Consider the following 16,466-nt stretch of genomic DNA (forward strand, 5'->3'; position numbering starts at 1 on the left):
GTCAGATGTCCTTGCCGTTCCGGCGCGAGACCCGGACCTTCTTGCCGTCCTCGCCGATGCGGTAGCCCACGCGGGTCGGCTTGCCGTCCGAGTCCACGACCATCACGTTCGACACGTGGATGGGCGCTTCCTGGGTCACGATGCCACCGGACTGCGCACCACGCTGGGTCTGGGTGATCCGGGTGTGCTTCTTGATCCGGTTCACGCCTTCGACCAGCACGCGGTCCCGCTCCGGGTAGGCCTGGATGACCTTGCCCTTGGCGCCCTTGTCCTTGCCGGCGATGACGACGACCGTGTCGCCCTTCTTCACCTTCATCACAGCACCTCCGGCGCGAGCGAAATGATCTTCATGAACTTTCGGTCGCGCAGCTCGCGGCCCACCGGGCCGAAGATGCGGGTGCCACGGGGCTCGTTGTCGTTCTTGATGAGCACAGCGGCGTTCTCGTCGAAGCGGATGTAGGAACCGTCCGGACGACGGCGTTCCTTCACCGTGCGGACGATGACGGCCTTGACGACGTCGCCCTTCTTCACCCCGGCAGCCGGGATGGCGTCCTTCACGGTGGCGACGATGATGTCGCCGATACCCGCGTAGCGCCGCCCCGAACCACCGAGCACCCGGATGCAAAGGATCTCCTTCGCACCGGTGTTGTCGGCAACCCGTAGCCGCGACTCCTGCTGGATCACGTCAACTCCTGTATGTCGCGCCGGTTCTCGCGTGTTGTCTCACAACGCGAGCCTTGCGGAACCAAGGACTCCGAAGAGCCCTGCTTACTTGGCCTTCTCCACGACCTGCACGAGGCGCCAGCGCTTCGTCGCCGACAGCGGCCGGGTCTCCATCAGGGTGACCCGGTCGCCCACGCCCGCCTCGTTGTTCTCGTCGTGCACCTTGACCTTGGTGGTGCTGCGCAGAACCTTCGAGTAGCGCGGGTGCTTCTTGCGGTCTTCGAGCTCGACCACGATCGTCTTGTCCATCTTGTCCGAGACGACGTAGCCCTCGCGCACCTTGCGGTAGTTGCGCACGACCTTCTCGGTCTCGGTGGTGGGCTCGCTCATGCGGCACCTTCACTCTCGCTGTCGGGGGCCACGGAAAGCCCGAGCTCCCGCTCGCGCATGACCGTGTAGATCCGCGCGATGTCCGTGCGGACGGTGCGCAGCCGACGGTTGTTGTCCAGCTGCCCGGTCGCCATCTGGAAGCGGAGGTTGAAGAGCTCCTCCTTGTATTCCTTCAGACGCAGCACGAGCTCTTCCGCGGTGAGCTCACGAAGCTCCGATGCCTGGGCGGCGCCGTTGGCCATCAGAACTCACCACCTTCACGGGTCACGATGCGGCACTTCATGGGCAGCTTGTGGATCGCGCGACGGAGGGCCTCACGGGCCGTCTCCTCGTTCGGGAAGCTGATCTCGAACATCACGCGACCCGGCTTCACGTTGGCGATCCACCACTCGGGCGAACCCTTACCGGAACCCATGCGGGTTTCGGCCGGCTTCTTGGTCAGCGGGCGGTCCGGGTAGATCGTCGTCCACACCTTGCCGCCACGCTTGATGTGACGGGTCATGGCGATACGAGCGGACTCGATCTGCCGGTTCGTCACGTAGCTGTGCTCAAGCGCCTGGATGCCGAACTCGCCGAAGCTGACCTTCGTACCGCCCTTGGCGGCGCCGTGGCGCTTCGGGGAGTGCTGCTTCCGGTGCTTGACCCTGCGCGGGATGAGCACGTCTCAGCCCTCCGTCTTTTCTGCGGTCTCGGCAGCCGGGGCCGCTTCGGTCGCCACGGGTGCCGTGTCTTCGGTCTTCGCGGCGGCGGCGGCGCGGCCGGCTTCGGTCGAGGTGGCCGTCGTGCCCGAGGCGCCGGAGCGGCGCGGACGGGAGGGACGGTCGCCACGGTCGCGGCGCGGGGCCCGCTCGGCAGCCGCGGCGGCGTCGCGCGCCTCGCGGGCCTTGAGGCCACCGACCAGCTCACCCTTGTAGATCCACACCTTCACGCCGATGCGACCGAACGTCGTCTTGGCCTCGAAGAAGCCGTAGTCGATGTCGGCTCGCAGCGTGTGCAGCGGGACCCGGCCGTCGCGGTAGTGCTCGGAGCGGGACATCTCGGCACCGCCGAGACGACCGCCGCACTGCACGCGAATGCCCTTGACCTGCGGCGAGCGCATGGAGGTCTGGATCGCCTTGCGCATCGCGCGGCGGAACGCCACGCGGTTGCTCAGCTGCTCCGCGACACCCTGCGCGACGAGCTGCGCGTCGGCCTCGGGGTTCTTGACCTCGAGGATGTTCAGCTGGACCTGCTTGGCGGTCAGCTTCTCCAGCGCGCCACGGATCCGGTCGGCCTCCGCGCCGCGACGGCCGATGACGATGCCCGGCCGGGCGGTGTGGATGTCGACGCGGACGCGGTCACGGGTGCGCTCGATCTCGACCTTGGAGATGCCGGCGCGCTCCATGCCCGTGGACAGCAGCTTGCGGATCTTCACGTCCTCGGCCACGTACTCCGAGTACTGCTTGTCGGCGTACCAGCGCGACTTCCAGTCCGTGGTGATACCCAGGCGGAAGCCGTGCGGGTTGATCTTCTGGCCCACTACCGGCCACCTGCCTTCTTCTTGCTCTGAGCCTTCTTCACGTCGGCCTTCGGACGCGACTCCACCTCGACGGTGATGTGGCTCGTCCGCTTGCGGATCCGGTACGCGCGGCCCTGGGCCCGCGGGCGGATGCGCTTGAGGGTCGGGCCCTCGTCGGCGTACGCGTTCTTGACCCAGAGCGTCTCCGGGTCCAGCTGAAGGTTGTTCTCGGCGTTGGCCACGGCGCTGGCGAGCACCTTCGCGACCGGCTCGCTGGCCGCCTGCGGGGCGAACCGGAGCACGGCCAAGGCGTCGGCGGCGCTACGTCCCTTGATGAGCTCGATCACCCGGCGCACCTTGGTCGGCGAGTCCCGGACGAAGCGAGCCCGCGCGTAAGCCGTAGGCAGAGCCTCGACCGTCGCGTCGTTCTGGGCGTTCATCGCTACTTCCCTTGTCTTGTTTCGTGCCCGCTCAGCGGCGGCGCGACTTGCGGTCGTCCTTGATGTGGCCCTTGAAGGTCCGAGTCGGGGCGAACTCGCCCAGCTTGTGACCCACCATGGCCTCGGTGACGAACACCGGGACGTGCTTGCGGCCGTCGTGCACGGCGATCGTGTGGCCCAGGAAATCCGGGATGATCGTCGAGCGACGCGACCAGGTCTTGATCACGGTCTTCTTGTTGGCCTCGTTCAGCGCGTCCACCTTCTTGAGCAGGTGGTCGTCCACGAACGGGCCCTTCTTGAGGCTACGTGGCATGTTGTTCTACCTCCCTGCTCAGCGCTTGTTCTTGCCGGTGCGACGGCGGCGGACGATGAGAGCGTCGCTCGCCTTGCGGCGGCGCGTACGACCCTCGGGCTTACCGTTCGGGTTGACCGGGTGGCGACCACCGGAGGTCTTGCCCTCACCACCACCGTGCGGGTGGTCGACCGGGTTCATCACGACACCACGGACGGTGGGGCGCTTGCCGCGCCAGCGGTTACGACCCGCCTTGCCCCAGTTGATGTTGGCGTGCTCGGAGTTGCCCACCTCGCCGACGGTCGCGCGGTTGCGCACGTCGACGTTGCGGATCTCGCCCGAGGGAAGCCGCAGCTGGGCGTACGGCCCGTCCTTGGCGACCAGCTGCACGCGGGCGCCGGCGGAACGCGCCATCTTCGCGCCGCCACCGGGGCGGAGCTCGATCGCGTGGACCACGGTGCCGACCGGGATGTTGCGCAGCGGCAGGTTGTTGCCCGGCTTGATGTCGGCGCGAGGGCCGTTCTCGACGGTGTCGCCCTGCTTCAGCTTGTCCGGCGCGATGATGTAGCGCTTCTCGCCGTCGGCGTAGTGCAGGAGCGCGATGCGCGCGGTGCGGTTGGGGTCGTACTCGATGTGCGCGACCTTGGCCGGCACGCCGTCCTTGTCATTGCGACGGAAGTCGATGACGCGGTAGGCGCGCTTGTGGCCGCCACCCTTGTGCCGGGTGGTGATCTTGCCCGACGAGTTGCGACCGCCCGAACCGCTCAGCGGACGCAGCAGCGACTTCTCCGGCGTGGAGCGGGTGATCTCGGCGAAGTCCGAGACGCTCGAACCGCGACGACCCGGGGTCGTCGGCTTGTACTTGCGGATGCCCATTGTCAGCTCAGTCCTTTACGCGGTGGGTCCGCCGAAGATCTCGATCGCCTTGCTCTCGGGCGAAAGAGTCACGATGGCGCGCTTGGTGTCCTTGCGCTTGCCGAAGCCCGCGCGAGTCCGCTTCCGCTTGCCCTGACGGTTGGCCGTGTTGACGCTGACCACCTTGACACCGAACACCTTCTCGACCGCGATCTTGATCTGGGTCTTGTTGGCGTCCGGGCGGACGATGAACGTGTACTTGTGGTCCTCGAGCAGCCCGTAGGACTTCTCGGAGATGACCGGCGCGAGCAGGATGTCGCGGTGGTCCGGAATGGCGACCGAGCTCACTTCTCGTCACTCCCTTCCGTAACCTCGCCCGACCGCGCGGAGGCCTTGACGGCCTTGCCACGGACGGGGCCTGCGACGAACGCGTCGTACGCGGCCTTGGTGAACACGACGTCGTCGTTGACCAGCACGTCGTAGGTGTTGAGCTGGTCCGCCCAGAGGATGTGCACCTCGGGCAGGTTCCGCAGAGAAACCCAGGACAGCTCGTCGTCCCGGTGCAGCACCACGAGAACGCGCTTCGCCTGCGTCACGGCGGCGATCGCGGTCTTGGCGGCCTTGGTCGACGGCTTCTCACCGGCGACCAGCTCGGTCACGACGTGCAGCTGCCCGGCGCGGGCCCGGTCCGAGAGGGCGCCACGCAGAGCGGCGGCCTTCATCTTCTTGGGGGTGCGCTGGGTGTAGTCACGCGGCGTGGGGCCGTGGACGACGCCACCGCCGGCGAACTGCGGCGCGCGGGTCGAACCCTGGCGGGCACGACCGGTGCCCTTCTGCCGGTACGGCTTCTTGCCGCCACCGGAGACCTCACCACGGGTCTTCGTGTCGTGCGTGCCCTGGCGCGCGGCGGCCAGCTGGGCCACCACCACCTGGTGCATCAGCGCGACATTGGCCTGCACGTCGAAGATCTCCTCGGGGAGGTCCACGGTGCCGTCGGCTTTACCGGCCGGGGTCTTCAGCTCGACGCTTGTCATTCGGAGTTACCACCCTTCGCGGCGCTGCGCACGAACAGCAGGCCGCCCTTGGGACCGGGCACGGCGCCCTTGATCAGCAGCAGGCCGTCCTCGGCACGCACGGCGTGCACGGTGAGGCCCTGCGTGGTGACCCGGTCCGAGCCCATACGACCCGCCATGCGCAGGCCCTTGAAGACGCGGCCGGGGGTGGCGCAGCCACCGATGGAACCCGGCTTGCGGTGCACGGCCTGAGCACCGTGGCTCGCGCCCTGGCCCTTGAAGCCGTGGCGCTTCATGACACCGGCGTAGCCCTTGCCCTTGCTGGTACCGGTCACGTCGACCTCGACGCCGGCGGCGAACACCTCAGCGGTGATCTCCTGACCGACCTCGTACGTCTCGGCGTCCGTGGTACGCAGCTCCGCGAGGAAGCGCCGCGGGGTCACGCCCGCCTTGTCGAAGTGGCCGGTGCGCGGCTTGTTCACCTTGCGCGGGTCGACCGCGCCGAACGCCAGCTGCACGGCCGCGTAGCCGTCCTTGTCCTGGGTCCGAACCTGGGTGACCACGTTCGGACCGGCCTTCACGACGGTGACCGGGACAACCCGGTTCTGCTCGTCGAAGACCTGGGTCATGCCGAGCTTGGTGCCCAGGATGCCCTTCATCTGCCTGTCAGACATGAGTCTCTTACTCTCCGCCGCTCGCCAGCCGCTACTGGATGTTGACGTCGACGCTCGCCGGCAGGTCGATGCGCATGAGCGCGTCGACCGTCTTCGGCGTCGGGTCGAGGATGTCGATCAGACGCTTGTGCGTGCGCATCTCGAAGTGCTCGCGCGAGTCCTTGTACTTGTGCGGCGAGCGGATGACGCAGTAAACGTTCTTCTCGGTGGGCAGCGGCACCGGCCCGACAACACGGGCGCCGGTGCGCGTGACCGTCTCCACGATCTTGCGCGCCGAGGTGTCGATCGCCTCGTGGTCGTAGGCCTTGAGCCGGATGCGGATCTTCTGTCCCGCCATGGTGGCTGCTCGTTCCTTCGTCGTCTCGTGCCGCTTGTCTCGTCAACCCGGGCGCCAGCCCCGGTTTCAGCAGTTCAACGGCCCTGTCCCCGGTCCACGCGGTCGGGCGTGTCGCGCCCGACGCACAGACGGATCCCGTGGGATCGTCCTGCCTGGTCTTCCTCAACGTGAGGAGGCCGCGAGCCCGCGGTGCCGCAAAACAGCACCGCCGGCTGGTTGGCCTTTGCCCGCTAGCCTCACCCCGAAGGAAGAGCTGGACGGACCGTGGCCGCTCGTACAGGGGCGGCCGGAACCCCGTGAGTCATTCGCACAACTCTGGGATTCGGCCGCCCCGGGACGAGCAACCTGAATAGTGTCGCACACGTGAGTTGACGCCCTTGACTGGGGGGTGTATTGCCCCAGCCAAGGGCGTCGAAATCACTTGATGATCTTGGTGACCTGACCCGCACCCACGGTGCGGCCGCCCTCGCGAATCGCGAAGCGCAGGTTCTCGTCCATCGCGACCGGCTGGATCAGCTGGACCGAGATGTCCGTGTTGTCGCCCGGCATGACCATCTCGGTGCCCTCGGGGAGGGTCACGACGCCGGTCACGTCGGTCGTACGGAAGTAGAACTGCGGGCGGTAGTTGTTGAAGAACGGGGTGTGACGGCCACCCTCGTCCTTCGACAGGATGTAGACCCGGCCCTCGAAGTCGGTGTGCGGGGTGGTGGTACCCGGCTTCACGACGACCTGGCCGCGCTCGACGTCCTCGCGCTTGATGCCGCGGAGCAGGAGGCCGACGTTGTCGCCCGCCTGGCCCGAGTCGAGCAGCTTGCGGAACATCTCGACACCGGTGACAGTCGTCTTCTGCGACTTCTCCTTGATGCCGACGATCTCGACCTCTTCGTTGACGTTGACCACGCCACGCTCCACACGACCGGTCACCACGGTGCCGCGGCCGGTGATGGTGAAGACGTCCTCGATCGGCATGAGGAACGGCTTGTCGAGCTCACGCACCGGGTCCGGCACGTTGTCGTCGACGGCGGTCATGAGCTCGAGGACAGCCTCGGCCCACTTGGCGTCGCCCTCGAGAGCCTTCAGGCCCGACACGCGCACGACCGGCGCGTCGTCGCCCGGGAACTCCTGCGAGGACAGCAGCTCGCGAACCTCGAGCTCGACGAGCTCCAGGATCTCCTCGTCGTCGACCATGTCGGCCTTGTTCAGCGCGACCACGATGTAGGGCACGCCGACCTGGCGGGCGAGCAGCACGTGCTCGCGGGTCTGCGGCATCGGGCCGTCGGTGGCGGCCACGACCAGGATCGCACCGTCCATCTGGGCGGCACCGGTGATCATGTTCTTGATGTAGTCCGCGTGACCGGGGGCGTCGACGTGCGCGTAGTGACGCTTCTCGGTCTGGTACTCGACGTGCGAGATGTTGATCGTGATACCGCGCTGGCGCTCTTCGGGCGCGTTGTCGATCTGGTCGAACGCACGCGACTCGTTGAGCTCCGGGTACTTGTCGTGCAGAACCTTGGTGATCGCCGCGGTCAGCGTGGTCTTGCCGTGGTCGACGTGACCGATGGTCCCGATGTTGACGTGCGGCTTGCTCCGCTCGAACTTCGCCTTCGCCACTGGAATGTCCTCCTGGACTGATTTCGCTTTGTGCTCCCCGGCCGACGTGGCTGCCGGCCGGGGATTGTTACTCGTCGTCTTTGCTGCGGACGTTCAGGAGTGTTCCTTATGCCCGCGAGCGAGGGGGAACTACTCCCCCGTCGCCTTCGCGATGATTTCCTTCGCGACGTTCGCGGGAACCTCGGCGTAGGAGTCGAACACCATGGAGTAGTTCGCGCGACCCTGGGTGCGAGACCGCAGGTCGCCCACGTAACCGAACATCTCCGACAGCGGCACCAGTGCCTTCACGACACGGGTACCGGCGCGCTCCTCCATGGCCTGGATCTGGCCACGGCGGGAGTTGAGGTCACCGATCACGTCACCCATGTAGTCCTCGGGAGTCGTGACCTCGACGGCCATCATCGGCTCGAGGATGACCGGGCCGGCCTTCTTCGCGGCTTCCTTCATCGCCATGGAACCGGCGATCTTGAACGCCATCTCCGAAGAGTCGACCTCGTGGTACGCACCATCCAACAAGGTGAACTTCAACCCGACGAGCGGGTAGCCGGCCAGCACGCCGTACTGCATGGCGTCCTGCGCGCCCGCGTCGACCGACGGGATGTACTCCCGCGGCACGCGACCACCGGTGACCTTGTTGTCGAACTCGTAGAGTGCACCGTCCGTCGTCTGCAGCGGCTCCAGCTTCACGATGACCTTCGCGAACTGGCCGGAACCACCGGTCTGCTTCTTGTGCACGTAGTCGAGCTTGTCGACCGTCTTCTTGATCGTCTCGCGGTAGGCGACCTGCGGCTTACCGATGTTCGCCTCGACCTTGTAGTCGGACTTCATGCGGTTCACCAGCACCTCGAGGTGCAGCTCGCCCATGCCCGCGATGATCGTCTGGCCCGTGTCCTCGTCGAGCTGGACCTGGAAGGTGGGGTCCTCCTCGGCCAGCTTCTGGATCGCGAGCGACAGCTTCTCCTGGTCGGCCTTCGTCTTCGGCTCGATGGCCACGCGGATAACGGGATCCGGGAAGGTCATCGACTCGAGGACGACCGGGTTCTGCGGGTCGGCCAGCGTGTCACCGGTCGTGGTGTCCTTCAGGCCGATGACCGCGTAGATGTGGCCGGCCTGGGCCTCCTCGACCGGGTTCTCCTTGTTGGAGTGCATCTGGAAGAGCTTGCCGATGCGCTCCTTGCGCTCCTTGGTCGCGTTGACGACCTGGGCGCCCGCGGAGACCTTGCCCGAGTAGACCCGGATGTAGGTCAGCTTGCCGAAGAACGGGTGCGCGGCGATCTTGAACGCGAGCGCGGAGAACGGCTCGTCGACCGACGGCTTGCGCAAGACCGGGGTCTCGCCGTCGGGCAGCGTGCCCTCGACGGCCGGCACGTCCAGCGGGGACGGCAGGTAGTCGATGACCGCGTCCAGCATCGGCTGCACGCCCTTGTTCTTGAACGCGGAGCCGGTGAGCACCGGGTACGCCTCGCGCGCGACCGTGAGCTTGCGGATGCCGGCCTTGATCTCGGCCTCCGTGAGCTCCTCGCCCTCGAGGAACTTCTCCATCAGGGAGTCGTCGGCCTCGGCGACCGTCTCGACCAGCTTCTCGCGGTACTCGGCGGCGCGGTCGGCGAGCTCGGCGGGGATGTCCTCGATCTCGTAGTCCTCGCCCTTGCTCACCTCGCCCCGCCAGGTCAGCGCCTTCATGCGGACGAGGTCGATGACACCCTCGAAGTCGTTCTCGGCGCCGATCGGCAGCTGGATGACCAGCGGCCGGGCACCGAGGCGCTCCTCGATGGTGCGCACGGTGAAGTAGAAGTCGGCGCCCAGCTTGTCCATCTTGTTGACGAAGCAGATGCGCGGGACTTCGTACTTGTCCGCCTGCCGCCAGACCTGCTCGGACTGCGGCTCGACGCCTTCCTTGCCGTCGAAGACGGCCACGGCGCCGTCGAGCACGCGGAGCGAGCGCTCCACCTCGACGGTGAAGTCGACGTGCCCGGGGGTGTCGATGATGTTGATCTGGTGATCGGCCCAGAACGTGGTGGTGGCAGCCGAGGTGATGGTGATACCCCGCTTCTGCTCCTCCTCCATCCAGTCCATGGTGGCGGCGCCGTCGTGGACTTCGCCGATCTTGTAGTTGATCCCGGTGTAGAACAGGATCCGCTCGGTGGTGGTGGTCTTACCGGCGTCGATGTGCGCCATGATCCCGATGTTGCGGACCTTGTTCAGGTCGGTCAGCACTTCACGTGCCACGAGAGTGTTCCCCTGTCTCGAGCGTGGGGCCCGGCATGGCTTGGATCGGCAGCCGGGCGGTCATCACCAGCGGTAGTGCGCGAAGGCCTTGTTGGACTCGGCCATCTTGTGCGTGTCTTCACGGCGCTTGACGCTGGCGCCAAGACCGTTGCTCGCGTCGAGCAGCTCGTTCTGCAGCCGCTCGATCATGGTCTTCTCGCGGCGAGCCTGCGAGAAGGAGACCAGCCAGCGCAGGGCCAGCGTGGTGGAGCGGCCGGGCTTGACCTCGATCGGCACCTGGTAGGTGGCGCCACCGACGCGGCGGCTCTTCACCTCGATGGTGGGCTTCACGTTGTCGAGCGCGCGCTTCAGCGTGACGACCGGGTCGGTGCCGGTCTTCTCGCGAGCGCCTTCCAGCGCGCCGTACACGATGCGCTCGGCCAGCGACCGCTTCCCGTCCTTCAGCACCTTGTTCACCAGCTGGGTGACCAGCGGGGAGGCGTAGACCGGGTCGGAGATCAGAGGCCGCTTCGGGGCCGGACCCTTGCGGGGCATTAGCTCTTCTCCTTCTTCGCGCCGTAGCGGCTGCGCGCCTGCTTGCGGTTCTTCACACCCTGGGTGTCGAGCGAACCGCGGATGATCTTGTAGCGAACACCAGGCAGGTCCTTCACCCGGCCGCCGCGCACGAGCACCATCGAGTGCTCCTGCAGGTTGTGGCCTTCACCGGGGATGTACGCCGTGACCTCGATGCCGCTCGTCAGCTTCACACGCGCAACCTTGCGCAGCGCCGAGTTCGGCTTCTTCGGGGTCGTGGTGTACACGCGGGTGCACACGCCACGACGCTGCGGGCTCCCCTTGAGGGCCGCGGTCTTCTGCTTGGCAGCCTTGTCCTGGCGGCCCTTGCGGACCAGCTGCTGGATCGTGGGCAATGGACCAGCTTCCTGTCGTGATCTTGCTTCTTCGTGTCTTCACCGGCCCCCGCGGTCGGGCGTGTCGGCCCGCGTCACGGTCTCTCGACCGGTAACTTCCCGGAGGGATTTTCCGTCGCAACCCCACGTGGAGAGGCCGGTGAACCGGGTGCGCGAGCACCCCGCTCATGCCGTACGGCACGCGGAGCGGCCCGACGCCTGCCGGGCACGGTCTCCAAAGATACCCGGCCACCTGACGGGAGGTCCGGGCGGGGGGTCCGAAGTGACGGTGACCGCCCATCGTAACCCCAGATGAGGGCTCTGCGGCCAGAGCGACGCGGAGGTCCCGTTATTCAGAACGTGACGGACGTCGCCGCTATTCCTCGTCCGGCTTCGCGTGGTCGGGCCGCCCCGGGTGGGGATCGCGCGACAGGTCGATCAGCGGGTGGACGCCGGCCCCCTCAGGCGCGGCGTGGCTCCCCTTGGTGTCCTTCTGCCCCTCTTCAGGCCGGTCGGCGGTGCCGTTGCCGTCCATGACGCACTCCTCAAGTCGGTTTCCCTGCGGCTCGCACGCTACCCATTTCCACGAACGGGTGACACATGGGGATCGAACGTCGCTTTCCTCAGGTGATCGACTTGGCCGTTAACCAGTGGACGGACCGGTCACGATGATTTCGTGACGACGAACTGGGCCATCACGCCAATCCCCGTCGACCATCTCGACGCGCGCGCGATCCTGCGCGAGTACCTCACCGACGTCGCGAGCCGCTACTGGGGCCGCCCGGCCACCGACGCCGAGGTCGACCAGGCTCTGGCCGAGGCACCGAGCGACGACCTGGCGCCCCCGACCGGCGCGTTCCTCGTCGCCCGCCTGCCAGACGGCACCGTGGCCGGCTGCGCCGGCACGCGGGTGGTGCGGCCCGGGCTGAACGAGCTCACCAAGGTGTACGTGCGCCCGGCCCACCGCGGCCAGGGCGGCGGCGCGCGCCTCGTCGCGGCGGCCGAGGAGGCGGCGCGGGCGCTGGGCGCCGAGACGCTGCGGCTCGACACCCGCCACGACCTCGTCGAGGCCCGGGCCCTGTACGCACGGACCGGATACGCGGAAGTCGAGCCGTTCAACGACGACAAGTACGCGGAGCACTGGTTCGCGAAAACGCTCAGGTGAAACGGTTTCCCACTGTCCACACCGGATTTACCTGCTCCACAAAGGACTTCGAGCAGCGTTCGTGTACGGCGGCGGCGCCGTCGCCTCTTCTGGGAAAAGATTCACGACTTCGCAGCGCGAACGCGACAGAAGCGGCATAATCCGCACGTCCGCACACCCGTCGTGCACGTGAGGGGGCCGCCGTGTCGGCTGAGATGGATCGTCTCGTCGCCGAGTTCGAGAAGTTCCAGAGCAGGATCAAACAGGCCGAGGCGAACTTCGCCAAGGTCGGCGACATGCAGGACGAGGTGACGGCACTCGAGGCCACCGCGATGTCGCCCGACCGCGCCATCACGGTCGTCGCGGGCGCCGGCGGCTCGGTGAAGGACATCCGCCTGACCGCCGACGCCCTTCGCCAGCAGCCGCAGCAACTGGCCTCGGCCATCCTGTCGACGCTGCACCGCGCCGTCGCCGACGCCGCGCTGAAGCAGGCCGGCATCGTCGACGCGCACGTGGGCGCCGCCTTCGGCGTCGACGTGTCCGACCAGGTCCTCGAGGCCCAGGCCGAAGCGATGGGAACCACAGCCGAAGAGCTGAAGTCCAAAGCCTCGGAGGCAGAGCCGGCCCCCCGCCGCCTCTCGGACGACGACCTCGAACACGGCGACATCCTGCGCCGCGACGAGCCCCCGGTCGCTCCCCCGCCACCGCCCCCGGCCAAACCGGCCGACGACGGCGTCCGCCGCCTGTGGGACCACGAGGAGGACTGATGGCACACGATGTGGATCCGCAGATCCTGAAGACCTACGCGTCGAGCACGCTGCCGCACTACAAGGACGAGACGACCAAGTTCGGCAACCTCGTCAACCAGGCCGACGTCACGGACAAGTCGTGGGGCCTGATCGGGCTGGCGGTGAAGCAGACGTACACGAGCAAGCTCGACGACCTGCGGCAGATGCTCGAACTGATGAAAACCGGCGTCGACACGCTGGGCGGGAAGATGAACCAGGCCGCGGAGATCTACGACGGCCACGAGAAGGACACCGTCATGACCTTCGGCAAGTTCAAGGCGAACATCGACGGACCGCTCTGAGCAGGGGGAGACCGAAATGGCCGACAGCATCGCCGACGGCGTCAAACTGAAGCCCGAAGAGGACGGCGCCTGGAAAACCGTCAAGGACGTCGGAGAGAAGACGCCGTTCATCGGAAAGGCCGTCGAGGGCGTCAACCACGGGGTCGAGAACTTCGGTGAAGCCGAGGACTTCGGCGATTTCGCCGCGGCCACCGGCCAGATGCTCCAGGACGGCGCAGGGTTCGTCGCGAACGCCACGATGGATGTGGCGAGCTTCGCGCTCGACCCCGTCGGCTGGCTGGTCAGCAACGGCCTGAACATGCTCCTGGAGCTGATTTCGCCGCTGCAGGACGCGCTGCACTTCGTGACCGGCGACGGCGACTCGCTGAAGGACGCGGCCGGCAATTTCAGCAAGATCGGCGAAGGCTTTGTGAAGCTCGGCGACGACTTCGCGCAGAAGGGCAAGGACGAGCTGCGCACCTGGCAGGGCGATGGCGGCGAGGCCGCCCGCAAGTCTCTGGACCAGTTCTCCGAGGGCATCAGGGGCGTCGGGTCGACCGCGGGCGGCATCGCCGAGACGCTCCAGATGTGGTCGATGGTCATGACCGTGATCGAAGAGGTCGTGAAGGCGATCATCAGCGAGCTGGTCAGCTGGCTGATCTACATCTGGCTGCCCGCGCTCGCCGCCTCGATCGTGAGCTTCGGCTCGTCGGTCGCCGCCGCGATGACGGCGTCGATCGGCAAGGCCGCCGCGTTCTTCAGCCGGATCACCGCGAAGATGGGCAAGCTCGGCGAGCTGCTCGAGAAGTTCATGGCGTTCCTCGGGAAGTGGAGCGAGAACCTGCTCAAGCAGGGCAGCAAGCTCTCCCCGTCGGGCGCCGGCGGCATGACGCCGGGCATGGAGAAGGCCGCCACGGGCGCGCTCGCCTCGGCGACGAATTCCCGCGGCGCGGCGACGGTCGAGGCCCTCAAGGAGTCGGTCAAGGCCGGCGGCGAAGAGGCCCTCAAGGGGGTGACCGGCGTGAAGCTCGGCGACCTCGACAAGGGCTCGGCCTACAACGGCAAGGCCGGCTTCGACTTCGCCAACAAGGCGATCGACAACACTCGCGACATCCTGGAGTCCCGCGGCGGCAGCGACGCAGCCGGCTACCACTCCGAAGAGGACACCCGCGAGAACCTGGACATGGACCAGTAGATGGACCTGTTCGAACCGTGGTTCGTCGTCGGCGGTTTCGTGCTGGGGTTCGCACTGCTGTGGCTCGCCGGCCGGCTTGACGGGCGCAGCGGCTTGGCCGCGACCGCGTGCTACGCCCTGTGCGGTGTGACCTTCTCCGCAACGGCGCTGTACTGGCTTTCCGCGGGCACCGGCAGCTTCGTCCCCCAGCTGATCTGGATCGCGTTCCCGGTGGCGTTCGCCGCGCTGGTGGCGTGGCGGGGCTGGCGGCAGCGCACGTGGATCGCGCGGATCGCGGGCGCGACCAGGCAGCAGACGTTCGGCGTGCTCCCCCACCTCGGCCGCGGGGTCGCGCTCGACCACCCGGACCCCGGTTCCGTGCGTACGGCGGTCGAGTTCGACCAGCAGGGCCACCGCGTGCTGGGTACCGAGTACTCGACCGCGCCGCCCCACCCGAACGAGCCGGGCGCCGCGACCGCCAAGGTCGCGGAGCAGATCGACTCGATCAACTCTTCCGTTCAGCTGCGGATCCCGGTCGTGCCGGCGTTGGTGATCTCACCGCGGACCGGAGCGTTCGAGCCGGAGTACCCCACGCCGCTGGAAGACGCCCGGATCACCCGGAACTACGCCGGCTGGCTGAAGCCCGACCTCGCGCTCGACACCTACGAGGTCGACACCGAGTTCGACCGGCGGTTCACGGTGACCACCTCGGACCCCGAGTTCGCCGCGGCGGTGCTGACCGACGACGTGCGCGCCTTCATCATGAACGACCTGTGGTTCCGAGTGCGCTCGGTCGCCCTCCACGGCGATGCGATGTGGACCACCGAATCGGGCGCGCTGACCGAGGACCGCATGTTCGGCAACTCGCGCCGGCTCGCCATGCTGGCCGCTGTCGTGTCCGCGCCGGTATGGAAGGTGTGGGGCGGGGACAAGGCGTTCGCCGCGGTGGCCGCCGAGTCCGACACGAGCTACATCTCCTGGAACGGCGGTCGCGGCGGGTTCCTCCGGACACCGGTCAACCGCTTCCGCGAGGCGGCGGACCGGCAGCCGGTCACGTCGGTGTCACTGACCACGCGCACGGTCATCGCGCTGGCCCTGGTGTTGCTCGGGCTGCTGCCGGTCCTGAACTCCCTGGCCGCGCTGGTCAACGTGTCGCCCCAGACCCAGCTGACCGTCCTCGAAGCGCACGAAGGCTTCGCCGGCGACTGCTCCCGCGGCCGCGGAGGCTGCACCGGCAGCAGCGACTGGGTCCGCGGCAGGTACGTGCTCGACGGCACGACCCACGACGTGTCGACCCAATGGATCGACACGTTGCCCGCCAAGGGCGAGGTCCTCGACGTGGAGATCGGCCCGATCTGGTGGCACCCGGTCCTGGAGAGCAGCCTCGCGGCGATCTACGTGCTGCTCGTCGCTCTCCTGCCGCTTCTCGCGGGCGCGCTGCTCGCGAAGGCCACTTACCGGCCCAGGCCGCCCCGGCGCGTCAGGAAGCAACGCAAGGCCCAGGAAACGACGAGCGCCTAGCTACAAGCGGGTGCCGCAGTCGCCGCAGAAGACGGCGCCGGCGGTGGAGGGCTTGCCGCACTCGGTGCAGTGGACGGTGGGGGCCAGGGACGAGCCGCAGGCGGCGCAGAACTTGCCGCCCTCGGCTTTGACGCCGCAGCTGGGGCAGGTCAGGTGGGCTCGGGTGTCCAGGTCGAGGTCGCGGGTCCAGTCTCGGTCGCGGGCGCGGTCCCAGATCTGGTCGCGCTGCGCGGAAGCCTGGGCGCGTGAGATCTCCTCCGCGACGCTCGGCGAGCACCGCAGGCACTGCCCGATCTCGGTGTTCCAGCACTGGTCCGCGCACATCCAGTCGCTGCAGCCGCGGCACTGGCGGAAGCTCGGCGAGATCTCCTTCACCGCGGCCGCGAGCGCGCGGTCCTTCGCGGCGGAGTTCGTGGCGCGGTCGTAGCGCCACTGGTCGGCCGAGTAGCTCAGGTCCTGCAGCTTGCCGCCGAAGAACGAGCCGACCGCGCGCAGCACGCCGCGGCCCGTCTCGACCGCGTCGCGCTGGAAGGCCGACCGGTAGCCGTTTCCGCAGCGTTCACAGCGGAACTCGAACTGGTAGCCCTGGGTGTTGGAGATGTCCGAGAAGTTGTCCGTGAACGGCACGACGTCAGCCACGGCTGCCAAGGTAGGCGCGCTCCCCCGGCG

24 protein-coding genes are annotated in these 16,466 nt (G+C 67.6%); 5 read left to right on the forward strand and 19 right to left on the reverse strand.

Annotated elements, in window-relative coordinates; all coding sequences use genetic code 11:
• Position 1: 1 nt before the first annotated feature.
• The 18 genes from rplX to AB0878_RS02775 all read right to left on the reverse strand — a co-directional run bounded on the left by rplX (position 2) and on the right by AB0878_RS02775 (position 11,424).
• The gene (rplX, locus tag AB0878_RS02690; RefSeq protein WP_204091700.1) at positions 2 to 316 is read right to left on the reverse strand and encodes a 50S ribosomal protein L24; all 315 of its coding nucleotides are present in this window, start codon (positions 314 to 316) and stop codon (positions 2 to 4) included.
• Positions 316 to 684, reverse strand: a complete 369-nt coding sequence (rplN, locus tag AB0878_RS02695; protein WP_004558867.1) for a 50S ribosomal protein L14 — start codon at positions 682 to 684, stop codon at positions 316 to 318. Before rplN ends, rplX begins: the two co-directional genes overlap by 1 nt.
• An 84-nt stretch (positions 685 to 768) precedes the next feature.
• The gene (gene rpsQ, locus AB0878_RS02700) at positions 769 to 1,053 is read right to left on the reverse strand and encodes a 30S ribosomal protein S17 (RefSeq protein ID WP_360597546.1); all 285 of its coding nucleotides are present in this window, start codon (positions 1,051 to 1,053) and stop codon (positions 769 to 771) included.
• Entirely contained in the window at positions 1,050 to 1,295 is a 246-nt protein-coding gene (gene rpmC, locus AB0878_RS02705) for a 50S ribosomal protein L29 (protein WP_220246084.1), read from the reverse strand. The genes rpsQ and rpmC overlap by 4 nt, the downstream gene beginning before the upstream one ends.
• Positions 1,295 to 1,714, reverse strand: coding sequence for a 50S ribosomal protein L16 (gene rplP, locus AB0878_RS02710; RefSeq protein WP_091618501.1), 420 nt, complete (start codon positions 1,712 to 1,714; stop codon positions 1,295 to 1,297). Before rplP ends, rpmC begins: the two co-directional genes overlap by 1 nt.
• Positions 1,715 to 1,717: 3 nt before the next feature.
• Positions 1,718 to 2,572: a 30S ribosomal protein S3 gene (rpsC, locus tag AB0878_RS02715; RefSeq protein WP_366575794.1), complete on the reverse strand. Its 855-nt coding sequence runs from the start codon at positions 2,570 to 2,572 to the stop codon at positions 1,718 to 1,720.
• On the reverse strand, positions 2,572 to 2,991 hold the full coding sequence (gene rplV, locus AB0878_RS02720) for a 50S ribosomal protein L22 (protein WP_220246082.1): 420 nt from the start codon (positions 2,989 to 2,991) through the stop codon (positions 2,572 to 2,574). Before rplV ends, rpsC begins: the two co-directional genes overlap by 1 nt.
• 31 nt (positions 2,992 to 3,022) lie before the next feature.
• Entirely contained in the window at positions 3,023 to 3,304 is a 282-nt protein-coding gene (rpsS, locus tag AB0878_RS02725; RefSeq protein WP_153035997.1) for a 30S ribosomal protein S19, read from the reverse strand.
• An 18-nt stretch (positions 3,305 to 3,322) separates the two neighbouring features.
• Positions 3,323 to 4,159, reverse strand: coding sequence for a 50S ribosomal protein L2 (gene rplB / locus AB0878_RS02730; protein ID WP_366575797.1), 837 nt, complete (start codon positions 4,157 to 4,159; stop codon positions 3,323 to 3,325).
• A gap of 15 nt (positions 4,160 to 4,174) precedes the next feature.
• Complete coding sequence (gene rplW / locus AB0878_RS02735; protein WP_220246080.1) at positions 4,175 to 4,486, reverse strand: 50S ribosomal protein L23; 312 nt, start codon at positions 4,484 to 4,486, stop codon at positions 4,175 to 4,177.
• A complete protein-coding gene (rplD, locus tag AB0878_RS02740) occupies positions 4,483 to 5,172 on the reverse strand; it encodes a 50S ribosomal protein L4 (RefSeq protein WP_366575799.1) in 690 nt (229 codons plus the stop codon). Before rplD ends, rplW begins: the two co-directional genes overlap by 4 nt.
• Positions 5,169 to 5,825 carry a 50S ribosomal protein L3 gene (rplC, locus tag AB0878_RS02745; protein WP_360597553.1) on the reverse strand — a complete coding sequence of 219 codons (657 nt, stop codon included), beginning with the start codon at positions 5,823 to 5,825 and terminating at the stop codon, positions 5,169 to 5,171. Before rplC ends, rplD begins: the two co-directional genes overlap by 4 nt.
• 31 nt (positions 5,826 to 5,856) lie before the next feature.
• Complete coding sequence (rpsJ, locus tag AB0878_RS02750) at positions 5,857 to 6,162, reverse strand: 30S ribosomal protein S10 (protein ID WP_003102098.1); 306 nt, start codon at positions 6,160 to 6,162, stop codon at positions 5,857 to 5,859.
• Between the two features lie 417 nt (positions 6,163 to 6,579).
• Positions 6,580 to 7,773 carry an elongation factor Tu gene (tuf, locus tag AB0878_RS02755; RefSeq protein WP_360597555.1) on the reverse strand — a complete coding sequence of 398 codons (1,194 nt, stop codon included), beginning with the start codon at positions 7,771 to 7,773 and terminating at the stop codon, positions 6,580 to 6,582.
• A 129-nt stretch (positions 7,774 to 7,902) separates the two neighbouring features.
• Positions 7,903 to 10,002: an elongation factor G gene (gene fusA, locus AB0878_RS02760; RefSeq protein WP_366575800.1), complete on the reverse strand. Its 2,100-nt coding sequence runs from the start codon at positions 10,000 to 10,002 to the stop codon at positions 7,903 to 7,905.
• 63 nt (positions 10,003 to 10,065) lie between these two features.
• Entirely contained in the window at positions 10,066 to 10,536 is a 471-nt protein-coding gene (gene rpsG, locus AB0878_RS02765; RefSeq protein ID WP_007031033.1) for a 30S ribosomal protein S7, read from the reverse strand.
• The gene (gene rpsL / locus AB0878_RS02770) at positions 10,536 to 10,910 is read right to left on the reverse strand and encodes a 30S ribosomal protein S12 (RefSeq protein WP_003102113.1); all 375 of its coding nucleotides are present in this window, start codon (positions 10,908 to 10,910) and stop codon (positions 10,536 to 10,538) included. Before rpsL ends, rpsG begins: the two co-directional genes overlap by 1 nt.
• Before the next feature lie 355 nt (positions 10,911 to 11,265).
• A complete protein-coding gene (locus AB0878_RS02775) occupies positions 11,266 to 11,424 on the reverse strand; it encodes a hypothetical protein (protein WP_220246074.1) in 159 nt (52 codons plus the stop codon).
• 141 nt (positions 11,425 to 11,565) lie between these two features.
• Here AB0878_RS02775 and AB0878_RS02780 point away from each other — a divergent pair, with 141 nt between their 5' ends.
• The 5 genes from AB0878_RS02780 to AB0878_RS02800 all read left to right on the forward strand — a co-directional run bounded on the left by AB0878_RS02780 (position 11,566) and on the right by AB0878_RS02800 (position 15,797).
• Positions 11,566 to 12,054 (forward strand): GNAT family N-acetyltransferase, encoded by a 489-nt coding sequence (locus AB0878_RS02780; RefSeq protein WP_366575803.1) that lies wholly within the window; start codon positions 11,566 to 11,568, stop codon positions 12,052 to 12,054.
• A 182-nt stretch (positions 12,055 to 12,236) separates the two neighbouring features.
• Positions 12,237 to 12,800 carry a YbaB/EbfC family nucleoid-associated protein gene (locus AB0878_RS02785; RefSeq protein WP_366575805.1) on the forward strand — a complete coding sequence of 188 codons (564 nt, stop codon included), beginning with the start codon at positions 12,237 to 12,239 and terminating at the stop codon, positions 12,798 to 12,800.
• Positions 12,800 to 13,123 carry a hypothetical protein gene (locus AB0878_RS02790; protein ID WP_366575807.1) on the forward strand — a complete coding sequence of 108 codons (324 nt, stop codon included), beginning with the start codon at positions 12,800 to 12,802 and terminating at the stop codon, positions 13,121 to 13,123. The genes AB0878_RS02785 and AB0878_RS02790 overlap by 1 nt, the downstream gene beginning before the upstream one ends.
• Before the next feature lie 16 nt (positions 13,124 to 13,139).
• Positions 13,140 to 14,297, forward strand: coding sequence for a hypothetical protein (locus AB0878_RS02795; protein WP_366575809.1), 1,158 nt, complete (start codon positions 13,140 to 13,142; stop codon positions 14,295 to 14,297).
• Complete coding sequence (locus AB0878_RS02800; RefSeq protein ID WP_366575811.1) at positions 14,298 to 15,797, forward strand: hypothetical protein; 1,500 nt, start codon at positions 14,298 to 14,300, stop codon at positions 15,795 to 15,797.
• On the opposite strand, the gene AB0878_RS02805 is transcribed toward AB0878_RS02800, so the two are convergent.
• Entirely contained in the window at positions 15,798 to 16,436 is a 639-nt protein-coding gene (locus AB0878_RS02805) for a zinc ribbon domain-containing protein (RefSeq protein WP_366575813.1), read from the reverse strand. It lies immediately after the preceding gene.
• Between the last annotated feature and the right edge of the window lie 30 nt (positions 16,437 to 16,466).

The organism is Amycolatopsis sp. NPDC047767 (assembly GCF_040704195.1).
In the GTDB taxonomy this organism is placed as follows: domain Bacteria; phylum Actinomycetota; class Actinomycetes; order Mycobacteriales; family Pseudonocardiaceae; genus Amycolatopsis.

Excerpts from the sequence above, each read along its gene's own strand:
- rpsQ (WP_360597546.1), bottom strand. The coding sequence starts at position 1,053 with ATGAGCGAGCCCACCACCGAGACCGAGAAGGTCGTGCGCAACTACCGC.
- AB0878_RS02790 (WP_366575807.1), top strand. The coding sequence starts at position 12,800 with ATGGCACACGATGTGGATCCGCAGATCCTGAAGACCTACGCGTCGAGC.
- rpsS (WP_153035997.1), bottom strand. The coding sequence starts at position 3,304 with ATGCCACGTAGCCTCAAGAAGGGCCCGTTCGTGGACGACCACCTGCTC.
- rplX (WP_204091700.1), bottom strand. The coding sequence starts at position 316 with ATGAAGGTGAAGAAGGGCGACACGGTCGTCGTCATCGCCGGCAAGGAC.
- rpsJ (WP_003102098.1), bottom strand. The coding sequence starts at position 6,162 with ATGGCGGGACAGAAGATCCGCATCCGGCTCAAGGCCTACGACCACGAG.
- rplC (WP_360597553.1), bottom strand. The coding sequence starts at position 5,825 with ATGTCTGACAGGCAGATGAAGGGCATCCTGGGCACCAAGCTCGGCATG.
- AB0878_RS02775 (WP_220246074.1), bottom strand. The coding sequence starts at position 11,424 with ATGGACGGCAACGGCACCGCCGACCGGCCTGAAGAGGGGCAGAAGGAC.
- AB0878_RS02795 (WP_366575809.1), top strand. The coding sequence starts at position 13,140 with ATGGCCGACAGCATCGCCGACGGCGTCAAACTGAAGCCCGAAGAGGAC.
- rplB (WP_366575797.1), bottom strand. The coding sequence starts at position 4,159 with ATGGGCATCCGCAAGTACAAGCCGACGACCCCGGGTCGTCGCGGTTCG.
- rpsG (WP_007031033.1), bottom strand. The coding sequence starts at position 10,536 with ATGCCCCGCAAGGGTCCGGCCCCGAAGCGGCCTCTGATCTCCGACCCG.
- rplV (WP_220246082.1), bottom strand. The coding sequence starts at position 2,991 with ATGAACGCCCAGAACGACGCGACGGTCGAGGCTCTGCCTACGGCTTAC.
- rpmC (WP_220246084.1), bottom strand. The coding sequence starts at position 1,295 with ATGGCCAACGGCGCCGCCCAGGCATCGGAGCTTCGTGAGCTCACCGCG.
- AB0878_RS02800 (WP_366575811.1), top strand. The coding sequence starts at position 14,298 with ATGGACCTGTTCGAACCGTGGTTCGTCGTCGGCGGTTTCGTGCTGGGG.
- rplD (WP_366575799.1), bottom strand. The coding sequence starts at position 5,172 with ATGACAAGCGTCGAGCTGAAGACCCCGGCCGGTAAAGCCGACGGCACC.